The following is a 13579-nucleotide window of genomic DNA, read 5'->3' as shown; positions in this document are numbered from 1 at the left end:
TCTACTTTTCTATCGGTGGTTGTTTACTGGCTCTATTTTCCAGATCTGGGTGGCAACATCGGCGAGATACTCAGTCCTGCTCTGTATCTTCTCAGTCGACCATTCTTGGTGTTGGTCAGCGATCTCCTGACTCATTGAATACTTGGAGGATGCGTACTCCCTCTTCTTCTGCTGAAATGGGTGTTTTCCGGAGGCTGCGTTGTGCCGGCTTTCAAGAAGGGTAATGTTTCCAAGCCTGTCTTTGTACTGTTCAAAGACCTCTTCATCGACACCGAGGTGGCCTGGCCACGTGCTGTACTTCTTCGCTGAGAAGGCCGCCCGTGGAGCAATGTGCTCCAGTTCGGCATCTGCTCCGTTTCCAACATCGATGCCGTGGTAGTGATCGGACTCTATCCGTCTCAGCATGTAACGTGTTCTCGAGTTTAGCGTCGCACGTTTTTCCACGATACCGGCCCGGAACTCAGTATCGCTCGGAACTTCCTCTAAGAACCGTTGCTTAATCCGTTTCACAGGGTTATTCTGATCGAAGGCGTTTGAGCAGAGACGTGCATACAGTCTGTCGGATGCCGCTCCACTAGGGTAGCCCACGATCTTCTGCCTCAGAAGGAATGCCTCGAGCAACTGGAGGATTTCGAAAGCCTTGTTGGGGTTATCGATCTCCTGAAAGAGCCGGAGTAGAAGGGTGCCTGATGCACCCATCCCGATTGCGTGGATATCTTTGAGCTTCCTGTTTACCGAACTGTTTGATGTATCGTCGAACTTCTGTATGTCTGCTAGTAGGATAGATGCGTAGAGTTCTGCTGCATCAGCCATATCCCGAATCAAATTCTCAAGAGACAATTCTCGTTGAGGGATTTCCTTATCAATGATTTTACGAGCTCTATCGTAGAGAGTGTACTCCGTAATCGACTCTTGGATATCTAGAAGCGGTGATGACATGAGATAGTGCCGGAAGAAGAGAGCTGGCTTTACATCTGTAGGTATGATGTTCTCAATTATTCGAAGCCACTGCTTCTTGATACGCTCATATTCTACCTCCCGGTTGCTGGACGCGACGTTGAAGAGATGGTTCTTGATAAGATCGTCCGCCGTGAGTTCTAACCCGCGGTTGTTGAGCGTCTCAAACAAGCGAAAGGCAGAATGGTCACTGTTACATTCAATCGAAACCAGCGTAAACGACCTCAGAAGACGTTTTCTCAACGTATCTAACTCGTCCAAAGATGTCTGGTCCACTCGATTGTGGAAATACTGTAGCGCTGATTTGAGCTGGCTGTCCTGTGCCCGGTCTGCTTCAGTAGTCAACAGCGTATTGTAGATCTCGTTGTCAAACGTGTTGAGTGTAAGGTTCTGGTGCTTGTTCTGATCAAGGTCTGACACCCAGAGATAGTCATTGTTGATAGCTCTTGCCTGACTGATCTCTCCCTCCTTCCGGTATCTATCCCTCATCGCCACAAGAAGAAGTGAGACCGTGGCAAGCCTTTGCTGTCCATCAACTACCTCGAGAGTGTCTAACTGGTTCAAGTTCCCCGGCCTCTCAACGACCACGACCGCTCCGAGAAAATGGGTCTGCTCATCCTCCAACGCTCGCAGATCGTTCCATAGCTCTCGCCACTGCTGCTTCTTCCACGAGTACCGCCGCTGATAGTCAGGAACTCGATACCTGTAACCCCGTCTCAAAGCGCTCTCTATCGAATCCTCATTGGCAGATATCCCTAACGCTCCCTCCATGAGCCATGATACCACACAACTCAAAGTAAAAGAGGTGTATGCTACATCCTGAAAGTAACCCAAGCAGTGATATCATCTGAAAACCCTTTCAGGAGATAGCTGTCCCATGGTTTCTGTTCCAGAACTGGAAGGAATCACTTGTCGAAGAGATCTTTGGCCCTCTTGTAGATAGGTGGCTGGAGCCAATCACGGTCTTCAGCTAACGATTCAACTCTGTCCAAGGCTTCCCGGTTCGGTTTCTTCTGTGATTTACTGTACAGTGTATAGTCGTTCCTGTTTTCAAGGCTGATTTAGAACTGTTTTTCAAAGCTGATCGTTGATCGTTGGAGGATGATTCAAGGCTGATTTCAGGCTGATCTCACGAACCTTTTCAACCTATATTACTTTGTGCGGTATATGTTTTTAAATCTGTCTTGCTATTTGTAAGATAGGGTGGTTTGGTGTGGATCATGCGCTTTCCGGCAGGTTTCCGACAAAAGTCGTGAAAACCTTCAAACTGGCTGACGACGGCACGGTCAAAGAAACGGTTATCGGGGAAGAACACTGTCCCGGCCACTCAACCGGCGACTACGTGGAGTGCTGTTGCGGCGAAGAGTGGGAAGGAATAGACGCCGAAGAAAAGGCCAAGAAACATCTCTACAGACAGGAAGGAACACGTGTACTCAAAGAACAGTACGCAGGGACAGAACATCGAGGCTGGAAGCTCCGGTACGACAAGATGAGTCACAGCCTCTACTGGACCTACGCCGGCAACCGGGGTCTCTCACTCAAGCTCTACGCAACGCCTTGTAGTCAACAAGATACCGGGATCTCACTCCAGATGCACAACAACGGCGGCGAACATCTTCTTACGAAAACAATCGCTACCGACCAAGACCCTGAACAGGTTGTAGAGAACTATATCAAGATCATGACCCGGTACCTCGACAACAACTGGATGACTAAGGGTGAGAACCAGAGGTGAAAACGGTCAAAGAGATCCTGGAACAGTTCGGAATCAACTCGATCAGTGAACTCGAGACAGGTCAAACGATTACAGTCGAAAACAACGGGTACATGGACTTGGTTATCGAGAAAGTTGGTGAAGAGCGGGTTGTCGTCGGCCACTACTACAGACAGATGGGCGACCGCACGGCTGACCCTGAAATAGTCTTCAAAGTCCGAAACGGGGACTGGATACCTGTACGGTACACACAGAACCCGGGAGTCCATCAGCACGATGAAGACGGGTTAGAGCCAGTCCAAGAGTTCGTCAAGGAGTGGAGCCGCAACCTGAGAATCCAAGGATTCGTCGACGCAGCCAAAGAACAAGAACTAGCTCAGTGAACCGACACTTCCTCTAATAAAAAATGAGTTCGCAGAACTATCTATAGAGATGAAGGCTGAGGATATACTCGAAAAATACGGTCTCACGAAAGAGACCACAACCCGGTACATCGACGCCATCACACGGATGAACCAGACAGAGGCCGCTGAAGAACTCGAGGTCTCACGTGACACGGTCAACCGGTACAAGAAAGCCTTCGACAAAATGACTGACCTGGAACGAGGACAACTCATCGCCTCACTGACCACAGACAAACTCCTTAGACAAGCCTACAAACAATCTGAAAGGTGAACCACTGATTACAGACGCATACCGGAAAGGCGACCGAGTCAAACTCATACTCGACAAAGAACTCGGCCCAGACAACCATCTACACGGGGAAACCGGCGAGATCATCGATGTAGAATTTGATGATGCCGCTTCCGTTACAGGAGACTCAGAGGATAACTTCATCTACACCGTCAAACTCGACAACAGTGAAGTACCCAGCCTCAATTTCCGGAGACACGACCTGGAACTTATCGAGTAGAGTGAGTCCCCCGTTTTATTAGAGATAAGTATCAACTGTCTTGTTAATGCGTAAGTGTTCAGCTTGTGGGGCAGAGATATCCGCGGACGATAAGTACTGTAGTGACTGCGGCGCAGACCTCTCGGAGCCCGATGCCATCAATTTTGACGTTGATTCGAGCAGGATTCTGAACGGGCTACGGGAGATGGACGAGATCGAGTTCGAGCATTTTGTCGCTGATCTCTGGCAGAAACTGGGATGGGAGACCGAGGTTACACAGGCTTCTGCTGACGCTGGTATCGACGTTGTTGCCGAGAAGGAGAAGCCGTATCCTCAGAAACAGTTGATCCAGGCCAAACGGTACTCCGAAGGAAACACGGTCAGCAGCAGCGATGTACAGCAGTACTCGGCTTTGAAACAGCAGAAAGACGGTGTCGACGCCTCAGTAATCGTTACCACAAGCTCGTTCTCACGTGACGCAGAGAAACGAGGCCGAGAGCTGAACGTCAAACTGGTTGATGGAAACCAGCTTCTGGATATTATCGATGATTTGGATGCTTACGGCTTACTTGAGGAATACCTCGACCTTTCGGAGGAAGAGACGGAGGAGGCGGAAGAAGCATTAGAGACAGTTGAAACACGTGATAACGTTGCTGAACAGGTCTCACCTTCAGAAAGCACTACTGAACCAACTACCGCTGTTTCAGAGAAAACCTCTCGCTCTCATACTCAAGTCGAGAAAGAAGTCGGTCTACCGGATACGAAGTGGCGTAAGGGTGTAATGGCAGCTACAGGTGGATGGATAGTCGTACTGTTCGGTCTCAGTGTGCTTCCTGATGCTTTAGGCGGATTCCTTGTCCTGTTTTCCTGGATCCTGCTTCCTATAGCGCTCTACAAAGATGCAGCAGAAGTCAAGCAGTACACGGACTGGCCGAAGTACAGATGGGCGTACATCCTTCCGTCGCTGGTCTGGATCATCGCAGTAGTTCCAGGCCTCATATACCTCTGGAAACGCCGTAATCTCGAGCCGTCAGTATCAGCGGATCTATCAGTAGAAACCACGTTGGAAGGTTCTGAAAGTGGTGATTCCGGTCAAGATCAAGAAGAAGCCCCGGTAGTCGAAGATTCTGTAGATACTGAACCGGATTCAGGGTTCCAGATCAACAGTCTGGAGTACAAAGGTAACAGGTTCCACTACCAGTACAGTGACTCACCTACCGGCCGGTGGAGAGCTGCGTACGGCCGGTCACATGATACAGACGACCGTTTCTTCCTTTTTGGGGGAGACAATATCCGTGTTACAGAGCCTCTTGAAAACGTAGGTACATTAGATGGGAAAGCCGCAGTCTCAAATAACGGTGTAGCGGCTGTCATCGATAACTTGGATCAGGAAGAGCTGTCTGGCAAACTCTACGTATTCGATTCCTCCGGTGAACAACTGTTAGGCCATTTCCTTAACGCAAACGTGGAGGCGTGCACCGTTTCTGAAGACGGTAGGTATGCAGCGGCAGCAACTTTGAACCCTGACTGCAGCACCTACATCTTCGACGTAGAAAGGGGAGAACAGGTTCTGAAACACGAGAACCTTGATGGGAACAAGACGGATATCGAGTTCCGTAGCGACGATGATGGTTTACACCTATATCTTTTCGAGAACCGAGATGAGGATCCGTTGTACGCTATCGATTTAGAAGGCGAAGTGATCTGGAAGAGCGAGGAGCTACAGCGGCAGGAACGGCTGCAACAGTTGATGGAAAGCAGCCGGACAGATGATTTAGAGGAAGCACTCGATCTACTGGAGGAGGCTTACGAACTAGCTGAAGAAGAGAACGAACAGAAGAACGTTGCGCGGAAGCTGGCGGACACCCACTGGTCGTTGGCTCAAAACACTGAGTATGATACGGATGAGTGGTGGCAGCATCTGAACCAGGCCAAAGCGTACTACACTGAGATCCTGCCGTGGTACGACGGAAAACAAGGAGTGGCGAAGGTCTCGAGGAAACAGGGGAAGTACCATATCGACCAAGGCAACGAGGAAACAGCACTGGAGCTATTCCGGTCTATCGCAAAACTCGAGGAAGAGTACGACGTCCAACTGTTAACGGAGGCGGACGAAAGACGGTTGAAGGAACTGTCCGGAGAGAAAGTAGAATAGCTTTTTAGTAGAGCTACGCTCTTAAAGGCATGATCTCAGGCAATTCCCAATAGAACTTCTAGACGTGCCTCAATCTCATTCATTTTGCTGGCTGAAAGTTCGCCCATTTTCCATACATCGGAGTTCTCACTCTGATCCATAATTCTCCCTGGAACAGAGACAGTACTAAGCATTCCAAGTTTTGCTATACTGTCTTCTTCAACTCCCTCACTTGTTGAAGGGACTGCCACATCAGCGAACTCTTCAGGAGAGTCTTGGCTTGTCGTTAGTGGTGCTACGATTGTAGTATCATATCTCTGGTTCCGAGTGTCGTTTTGGACTACAACAGCCGGGTGTGGGTTTTCAAACTCTTCATCTGGAATATCATCAGGATCTGGAAACGTAACCCAGACCACATCTCCTCTTGATACCGAAGACATTATTCCTATCTGTCGACTTCTTCAGGATTTCTTGATAGTTTCCTTCGAACTGGAACTGCAGCAGCTTTTGTCCATGGTTCGATGTTTGATTCGGTAAAAGTTTCTTCGAGAGATGTTGAATTACTATCCAGGCTGTCAGGCTGATAATTGACATAGAGTCCCCGTGAACCCCCCTGCTTCTCCAAACTATGGATTTCGTCTTTGATCTCGCCCCTGAGTTTCTGGAGATCACTATCAATAGCATTCAGCAATTTGTCATCATTGTCTCCAGGTGATAGATGAACTGTGTTTTTCGAAATAATCAGGGCCGCATATTTCCAAACATGTGAATAGAAGAAGTTAGCAACTTTTCTAATATATCGGTCTTGTGAGGGGGTCAGCTCTTCCTGAGTAGAGGCTTCAGCAAGGACTCGCTTAAGAAGTTTTGAGTAATCGCTAAAGGTATCAACCACTTCGCTCAGCGCATCAATTCCGAGTAACTCCCGGTGAAGTTCTGTGAGTTCTTTGCTGAGTGACTTGGAATAGGACTCTGCCTCTGAATGCCAATCGTCATCTTCGATAATACTATCTAGGATGACCTGAACCTGCACACTTTGCTCATATAGCGTTCCATAGGGGGACGGAGCATGATCCTCATAGAACTCAATCAGGTACTCTTTGGTTGGAGTCTGAAGGATTCTATCGAAATAGGTGCAGTCTCGAGTAAAGTAATATGCGTACTCATCTGGACTATAGAATTCATTACTTGGATCAGGGAGGCGTGGTTCCTCAGCTGCTTTAACTTCTCTCTTTGGGGTTGGTTCAAGCCGTGCAGTACTAGTATCGAATACAGGGGCTGGACCATATTTGTACCAGCCATAGGTGAGAGGAACACCTATGTCCTGAATAGCAAAATGAGCTAACTTATTAACTTTAATTGGATCGATCGCATCAGAGGGATACCCCTCACGCTCCATGGCGATCTGAATGCCTTCTTCAATATCTTTGAGAAGGTCATCCTCGTCCCCGAGAGTGAGCATCTGTACAAGTAGTAGTACACTTGCAAGGTGTAAAATCTTTCCGTCGAATTATCGGTGACTACCTAGAGCTGATTAGTTTGACTTGGGACAAGGTAGAAATGGGTTTTCAGCTAAGGAGGCGGTTCAGGAATCCTCCGTTTGAGTCTGTGTCGAAGGGGAACCAGTCGAGTGCTTGTTGTTCTGCCCGGATAAGTATCTGGTTACCGTCTTGTTGTGCCCGGGTCTCTTTGGGCAGTGTACGCGCGTATTTTCTGACGCTGCTGTAGACGCTGAGCGAGTCGTCGAACTCGGCGATGAGGTTGCCGTTACGTCTTTTGAACTCGACTAGGCCGCTTTCGTACGCGTCTTCCCACATCCATTTCCCGATATCGTACTTCTTCTCCGCAGGCTCATCGGGGAAATACTCTGGAAGTTCACGATCCGCCCTTTGGTAGAGCTCTTTGAAGACTTCACGTGCTTCAGCAAGCGTATCAGCGTCCTCTGAACGCATGATCACGTCCCGGTCTTTGAACAGGTGGGCGAACCATGTGAACACCGGGTTAGAACGGTTTGTAAGGTCGTTCACGTATTTAGCTGTTCTATGGGTGTCTTTGAACTGGATATCGAAGTTGAGGATCTTAGCTCGGTGTTGGATCCGGTTGCGGGGTAGGTTGTCGTTGCTGATGAATGCGAGCGCGGGGATATCTACTTCTCCGGTCCAGTGTTTCTGCCGGAAGTTGAGGAAGGTTTCAGTGTCTAGATCGTTGGGGTCGATATCGTCGAACACGACGGGGAAGACTGAGTCAACATTTCTTACGGATCGGAGCCGTGTCTTGTTGAGTGAGTCGCCGTCCTCCGGTTCCTCTACGTGGCCGTCGGAGAGGAGGTGGAATGCGTACCGTGAGAGCGTTCCTTTTCCGCTGCCTGGTTCTCCGTACACGTAGAGGCTGGGAAGGTACTTGTCGAGGTCGATCCCGTGTTCCTTGTAGACGGCGGCGTACCGGTTGATGAATGGTGCCCAGAAGAACCAGATAATGGCTTCCCACATCTGGGCCTTGACTGCTTTTGCGTGGTCGGTTCGCCCGAAGTTATCGACCGTTTCAAAGTATTCCTCGAGGTATTCGAGGGCTTGGTCTATTCGGTCGGGATCGTCAGGAAGTTCCCGCGTTAGTTTCAGCTGTTTCTGGGTCGGTGTCTGTAGTATCAGTTGGTCATCGCTGTTGAACCACATTTTCGGCGCTCCGAACTTCTCTTTCGCGTGTTTACTGATCGCGCCTGGAGAGGCTCGAAGTGTTTTCCCGTCGACGGAGGCGTCGAACGACCGGGTTTCTTCCTCGAGTTTTGGCAGGTAGTCGCTGTAGCCGTTGAGTGATTGGGAGAGCGTTTCGTCCGCCTCTTCAGGGTTGTCGGTGACTGCTAATGTGAGGTCCGGGTCTTCAAACTCTCCGATGATAGTGGCTGTTTCGACGTTGGCTTCGTCGAGTTTTTCTGTGAGTTCCTGTTCGAGTTCGGCTTCCTCTTCTTGTGAGGTAGTGCGTCCGTCTATCCATGCATGGATGATCTCTTCACGTTTCTCATCGCTGTCAACGTCTTCTAGCTGTTCTGTGAGGTCTTCCATGAAGGGTTCGCCGTACCGTTTGTGTTCGTCGTACCAGTGGTCGAAGACGTTGTCGAGGGGTTGGTCCCCGTCGGTTCGGAAGACGGCGATCGCGTTTTTCTGCCGTGTTGATCCCCATCCTTGTTCGCTGAGGTTGGGTGATCCGAGGATGTTGGTTCTTGAGCCGTCTCTATGCTGTAGTATGTATAGTTTGGTGTGGACCTCGTTTCCTTTGGTGGCGGCGAGGAGGATTTGAAGACGGTTGTCCCGTTGGAGTCTGTCGAGTTTGGTGGCGAGCTGTTCTTTTCCCCGGAGCTTTTTTCGGTAGTCGAGGGTGTTGTCGCCGATAACGACTTCGAGTGAGATGTCGTCGGTTCCAACGTTTTCTAACAGGTTGAGAAGGGTTTCTGGAGAGTCTGAGTATGTTATGGCGCGGATATGGACTATGTCGTCCGTGAAGTAGGTTTCAAAGTTGTTTCTTGTTTTCAGTGTTGCAAGTTCTAGTTCCGCGTTTTCGTTGGTCTGTTCGAGCTGGATTGCCGTTTCGAGAATGGTGTTTGGGTTCTCGCTCATACTGGATCCCGGGGATTGACTGTGCTTTACCGCCGGTTTCTGGACTGATTCCCTCTATTGTTGAGTATCTGACCCAAGGTTTAAATAGTTTGGTGGTAGAAGTATAGTTTGAAAAGACAGTAGTGGTTTGAGATATGGTTGATGAATCTGACAAGCTGAATCGGTTCGAAGAAGCCTTTCAGAGAGGCCAAAAAGGCCAGGTCAGCAACTACGAGACCTGGCTACAGGACAAAGGAATCGATCCGAACAAAAGTAGTATAGAGTATCTCACTAAGTACTTCTACGAAAACCCGGAAAAAACGGTTAATCACGAGGAACAGCTTGAATCTACTGCTGAATACCTCGGCTTTTTCTCGCAGAGAAGCAACATCTACCACCTACCGATAATTGGAGTCTCCGGAATAGGGAAGACCCAGTTTCTCCACACTGTACAGCACCTTCTCAAACAGACAGAACCGGAGATCACACAGAAGTATCTTAAGGCAGACAGATTCACCGATATCGAAGACGAAGAAGAGCAGATATTCGAGATACGGGATGAACTCCGTGACCTCGAGAAAGTTGTCATCTTCATCGATAACTGCGAATGGAAACGGATAGAGAGCCTGACTGAAGCACTGCGCGTGATCGATACTGTCGTCGATGACGCCTTATTCCTCACCTCTTGGACGCCGGAGTACTGGAACCATCACCGGGAAGACGTTGAAGACGTGGTTCCAGCGTCCAAAGAGATCCACCTCACCTCTTTCCAGGAAGACGAGACGGTTGACGCCTTAGAACAGATATTCAGAGTAGTGGCCGATGACGGGCTGGAGCTCCCAGAGGCACTTCTCCAGAAGATCCACGGTTACAGCTCCGGTATTCCACGGCTTTTCACCCTACTGGCGTTGGAGACGCTGAGAGAGACGTTCCTGAAAGAGACGGAGATCGGTGATGCAGAAGCTGTGGACGCCGCAGCGGAGAAGATGAACCTAGTTGGATTGGAAGAGGAAGTGTACGACCTGTCGGAAACTAAACTAACAATACTGACACACATGGTCCTATGGCACGACAAGAGCGGGATACGTCCATCACAGCTCGTGGACCTGATCGATCGCGACAAGTCCACCGTATCCTACCACCTGAAAGACCTCCGATCAGCGGGGTTAGTTGAGTCAGAGAAGCAGGGGCGTTCAGCATACTACCAGATCAAAGAACCAGTCAAACCATTCATCCAGACTAGAATAAATCAAACCAGTGAGTACCATGGCGAGTTATAAAATCCTTCCACTTCAAGAAGACGGAATCGACCTTGAAACCCTTCAAAACCGTGTAGAACACATGTCCGCCTTGGAATCATCCGAGGAACTACGGTCTGGCACCTTGCCACGAACCTTTGAAACGTTCCAAGACGGGATGTGTTACGTCGAGTACGCGAAAGAGGAGAAAACCGAAGTAACCACTCTAGAAGGCGATGATGAAGAGATCAAAGTCGCGGACATGTACCCCATCATCTTCCTCGGAAACGGGTACGTGGCCTACGACGCCAACCTTCCCAACAAGGACGTTGAGAACGAAGTCGTTCAAACGGTTGCGGACCTCCTCAATGAGGACATCTTCTACGAACCTGTGGAGTTTGACCGCGATACATTACACAGTATTGTAGACCGGTCGGACAAGGTCCGTGAAGCAGACTTCGCACCGTCCAGCCAGAGACCCGACAACGTTTCAGCACGGTACCTCCCCGGCTTACAGGACACGAGCTTTTGGGAGAAGTACGGATCCGAACCGTTGGAGAAGGTCAAGGTCGATCTCCCCGACAAAGCGATCTACAACGTCAGCTTCTACGAGAAAGGGAAGGTCACGGTCCACGGCAGAAAGATACCTGAAGACGTTCAGGTAGAGATCCTCCGGTACATCACGGATGAAGTGGTTTCCAGCCTAGGCGTTGAAACGTTCCAGAAGACGCTGCGAGGTGTCGACAGATGATGTTCACCAACATCTTCCAGATGCGGAACTCGCCCGAAAAGGGTGCTAAGGTGCGCCGTGTCTCAATGAAAGGACTACCTGTCGATGAGAGAAAGGACAGGATCTCCTTCCTCCAGTCGATCATCTCTAACCTCAACAAGAACGGGATCGACTGCACATTAGCACCTCGAGACACAGAAGCAGATATTACGTTGATCGACCCGGACCGCAGCTACCTGACAGCGGTCTCATCGATCTACAACTCGTTCAAACCGGAGTTCCACAGCGAGACCGACGCAACACTGTATGAACTGAAAGAGGCCTGGAAACACCGCGTCCGCACCCATCTCGCGGAAAACGGGTTCCAGAAAGTCGGTCGGAAGTACGTCAAGGTTGACGACCTATTGAATGAGGATACCGACTTCAAAGAAGCATACGAGATACAGGCGGAGTACATCAACGGGAAAGCCACGGTAGCGGTAGATCCCTGCACCCGTATCATGGAGACGTTGACCGAGAAAGAAATCGAGGAAGCAGACAGAACCGATTCCCAGGTCAACGTCCAGATCCTTCCGAGCTGGAGAGGAGGCCGGTTAACCGGGCGGGCAGGAGTCACCGCCTCGGAGAAATCATTCGAGCTCAACGGCAAAACATACCCGACCCCGAAATACTGGAAGAAGAAACACGATATCGGGTTCGTGGACCCGGACGAAGAGATGGTCAATATCTACGTTCCATCCTTCGACAAGGAGCTACCGTACCCACGGTCCTGCGTCTTCAGCAGCTACAGCAGAGGCCGCAGTCTTCCTGACGAACTCAAGAAAGATCCGAAGACACGGGTGTCTGAAGCCGCCAACATGGTGGAAAGTTGCTTCGGCTCCATGAAGTTCGGCGGCGAAGAAGCCGACTTCAGCAAACTCACCACCACTTCCGAACTCGGGTTCAAGACTGAAAAGTTCAGGAACGCTTACGAATTCGACGTCCGTCTCGGAGACGGTTTCAAAACCAGTGTCACCGACCTCCATACCGCTTTGAAAAACCACGGTCCATATGCTGACCAGGTCAATGGTAAGTACGTCGTAATCACTCCACAGAACGGACCGGAAATCGACCGGGGATTCAAAGAGCTCGAATCGATCTACAGCCAGCTAAACCTCGGCAGTATAGAACGGTGTACGGAAGTCGGTGACAACGGGATCATCGACGTCGGAAGCCAGAACAGTAACGCATACGCCAACAGGATAACCGAGATCCGTTCCGAGCTCGATCAAGTAGACTCCGATCTGTTGGCTTTCGTCGTTCTTCCCGGCCAGCAGTCAGATGTCTACTTCCAAGCACGGGGAAAACTGTTCGAACGGTTGTTCGGAAGCAGTCCTGTCCCTGCCCAGGGAATCGAGTACAAGAACGTGGTCAAGCTCGCTAATGATAACGGATACTTCATCGGGGTGAACACCTCTTCCCAAGTCTACGTCAAACTCGGGAACGTCGGATCCGCTGTCTGGATACTTGATGAACCCGCGGACGCCCATATACCAGGTGTAACGCCGGGAAGCACCTGTTACGCATACCACGACGTCTCCCGGAGGCCTGACAAGAAGTCCGCAGCCACTGCGTACAGCGCCACTACCGACTCCTACGGACGGTACATCGCAACCGGTTCACAGCCGAGTGGCGGAGAACGTTTGAAGGAATCTGTGTTCCACGACATCCTGAACGAACTCTTGAGAAAGGTTTCAGCCTTCCATAGAAGACAGGAATCCAGCGGTGAGAAACCGTTCCACTTCGAACGCCTCGTCTTCGCAAAGGACGGGAAGATCTCCTGGAAGGAACAGCGGATGATGAAAGAAGTGATCCGGGAAGGGGTTCCCAGCGAGAACAAGCGGCCGATCAAACAGATTCTGGAGGAAGACAGCCTGCTTCCCGACGATATGATCATCGACGTGATCAGCGTGAACAAGTCGCCGAACAAACGCCTGATCTCACGAGATGGAACACGGTTCACCAACGCCTCAGGTGGAAGCGCAGTCATGTACGGAGACGACAGCGGGCTCCTCGTCTCCCACAAACCGGATCGTGGAACCGCTCAACCACTCGAGATCACTGCGAAAGACCACGTCTCCCTCAACAGGGAGGACATACCTCAACCCTCCGCGGAACACCTGTTGAAGGAATATTACGCTCTCAGCCATCTCAACTGGTCCTCAGTCTTTAAACAAGGCAAGTACGCGCTTCCACAGATACTCACCCAAAACCTAGGAGAAAATCTGTCCGCAGGAATCGATATCCCGGAAAATATGGCAATGATTTAAGACACTAAGGAAAAGAGG

The 13579-nt window shown here is 50.2% G+C and carries 11 protein-coding genes and 1 pseudogene; 8 read left to right on the top strand and 4 right to left on the bottom strand.

Going from position 1 to position 13579, the window contains the following annotated elements:
• Positions 1 to 9 precede the first annotated feature (9 nt).
• On the bottom strand, positions 10 to 1728 hold the full coding sequence (locus tag ATJ93_RS12245; RefSeq protein ID WP_120244903.1) for a DUF262 domain-containing protein: 1719 nt from the start codon (positions 1726 to 1728) through the stop codon (positions 10 to 12).
• A 442-nt stretch (positions 1729 to 2170) separates the two neighbouring features.
• On the opposite strand from ATJ93_RS12245, the gene ATJ93_RS12240 reads away from it, so the two are divergent.
• The 5 genes and pseudogenes from ATJ93_RS12240 (at position 2171) to ATJ93_RS12225 (ending at position 5718) form a co-directional block, all read left to right on the top strand.
• Complete coding sequence (locus ATJ93_RS12240; RefSeq protein WP_147376653.1) at positions 2171 to 2692, top strand: hypothetical protein; 522 nt, start codon at positions 2171 to 2173, stop codon at positions 2690 to 2692.
• Complete coding sequence (locus ATJ93_RS12235; RefSeq protein WP_120244901.1) at positions 2689 to 3054, top strand: DUF6908 domain-containing protein; 366 nt, start codon at positions 2689 to 2691, stop codon at positions 3052 to 3054. The genes ATJ93_RS12240 and ATJ93_RS12235 overlap by 4 nt, the downstream gene beginning before the upstream one ends.
• A 49-nt stretch (positions 3055 to 3103) precedes the next feature.
• Complete coding sequence (locus ATJ93_RS12230) at positions 3104 to 3346, top strand: hypothetical protein (RefSeq protein ID WP_120244900.1); 243 nt, start codon at positions 3104 to 3106, stop codon at positions 3344 to 3346.
• Between the two features lie 284 nt (positions 3347 to 3630).
• A pseudogene (locus tag ATJ93_RS24545) lies at positions 3631 to 3699 on the top strand (zinc-ribbon domain-containing protein); the annotation flags it as partial.
• Positions 3700 to 3768: 69 nt separating this feature from the next.
• Positions 3769 to 5718 carry a restriction endonuclease gene (locus ATJ93_RS12225; RefSeq protein ID WP_170155536.1) on the top strand — a complete coding sequence of 650 codons (1950 nt, stop codon included), beginning with the start codon at positions 3769 to 3771 and terminating at the stop codon, positions 5716 to 5718.
• A gap of 35 nt (positions 5719 to 5753) precedes the next feature.
• Here the strand turns inward: ATJ93_RS12225 and ATJ93_RS12220 are convergent, their stop codons facing one another.
• The 3 genes from ATJ93_RS12220 to ATJ93_RS12210 form a co-directional block, all read right to left on the bottom strand.
• Entirely contained in the window at positions 5754 to 6137 is a 384-nt protein-coding gene (locus ATJ93_RS12220; protein ID WP_120244898.1) for a type II toxin-antitoxin system PemK/MazF family toxin, read from the bottom strand.
• Between the two features lie 5 nt (positions 6138 to 6142).
• A complete protein-coding gene (locus ATJ93_RS23255; protein WP_147376652.1) occupies positions 6143 to 7156 on the bottom strand; it encodes a hypothetical protein in 1014 nt (337 codons plus the stop codon).
• A 106-nt stretch (positions 7157 to 7262) separates the two neighbouring features.
• The gene (locus ATJ93_RS12210; RefSeq protein WP_120244896.1) at positions 7263 to 9305 is read right to left on the bottom strand and encodes a phospholipase D-like domain-containing protein; all 2043 of its coding nucleotides are present in this window, start codon (positions 9303 to 9305) and stop codon (positions 7263 to 7265) included.
• Positions 9306 to 9439: 134 nt separating this feature from the next.
• Between ATJ93_RS12210 and ATJ93_RS23920 the strand changes: the two genes are divergently transcribed.
• Genes ATJ93_RS23920 through ATJ93_RS12195 form a run of 3 tightly spaced genes read left to right on the top strand, consistent with a single transcriptional unit; the run spans position 9440 to position 13561 of the window.
• Positions 9440 to 10564, top strand: coding sequence for a helix-turn-helix domain-containing protein (locus ATJ93_RS23920; RefSeq protein WP_120244895.1), 1125 nt, complete (start codon positions 9440 to 9442; stop codon positions 10562 to 10564).
• Positions 10542 to 11273 carry a hypothetical protein gene (locus tag ATJ93_RS12200; protein WP_147376651.1) on the top strand — a complete coding sequence of 244 codons (732 nt, stop codon included), beginning with the start codon at positions 10542 to 10544 and terminating at the stop codon, positions 11271 to 11273. The genes ATJ93_RS23920 and ATJ93_RS12200 overlap by 23 nt, the downstream gene beginning before the upstream one ends.
• The gene (locus ATJ93_RS12195) at positions 11270 to 13561 is read left to right on the top strand and encodes an argonaute/piwi family protein (protein WP_120244893.1); all 2292 of its coding nucleotides are present in this window, start codon (positions 11270 to 11272) and stop codon (positions 13559 to 13561) included. The genes ATJ93_RS12200 and ATJ93_RS12195 overlap by 4 nt, the downstream gene beginning before the upstream one ends.
• The last annotated feature ends 18 nt before the right edge of the window (positions 13562 to 13579 follow it).

The sequence above is a fragment of the Halopiger aswanensis genome (genome assembly GCF_003610195.1).
Lineage (GTDB): Archaea > Halobacteriota > Halobacteria > Halobacteriales > Natrialbaceae > Halopiger > Halopiger aswanensis.
This window is presented reverse-complemented; position numbering and strand designations above follow the sequence as displayed.

Bases quoted from the DNA above. Each gene is read 5' to 3' on its own strand.
- ATJ93_RS12245 (WP_120244903.1), bottom strand. From the start codon at position 1,728: ATGGAGGGAGCGTTAGGGATATCTGCCAATGAGGATTCGATAGAGAGC.
- ATJ93_RS12230 (WP_120244900.1), top strand. From the start codon at position 3,104: ATGAAGGCTGAGGATATACTCGAAAAATACGGTCTCACGAAAGAGACC.
- ATJ93_RS12225 (WP_170155536.1), top strand. From the start codon at position 3,769: ATGGACGAGATCGAGTTCGAGCATTTTGTCGCTGATCTCTGGCAGAAA.
- ATJ93_RS12220 (WP_120244898.1), bottom strand. From the start codon at position 6,137: ATGTCTTCGGTATCAAGAGGAGATGTGGTCTGGGTTACGTTTCCAGAT.
- ATJ93_RS23255 (WP_147376652.1), bottom strand. From the start codon at position 7,156: ATGCTCACTCTCGGGGACGAGGATGACCTTCTCAAAGATATTGAAGAA.
- ATJ93_RS12210 (WP_120244896.1), bottom strand. From the start codon at position 9,305: ATGAGCGAGAACCCAAACACCATTCTCGAAACGGCAATCCAGCTCGAA.
- ATJ93_RS23920 (WP_120244895.1), top strand. From the start codon at position 9,440: ATGGTTGATGAATCTGACAAGCTGAATCGGTTCGAAGAAGCCTTTCAG.
- ATJ93_RS12195 (WP_120244893.1), top strand. From the start codon at position 11,270: ATGATGTTCACCAACATCTTCCAGATGCGGAACTCGCCCGAAAAGGGT.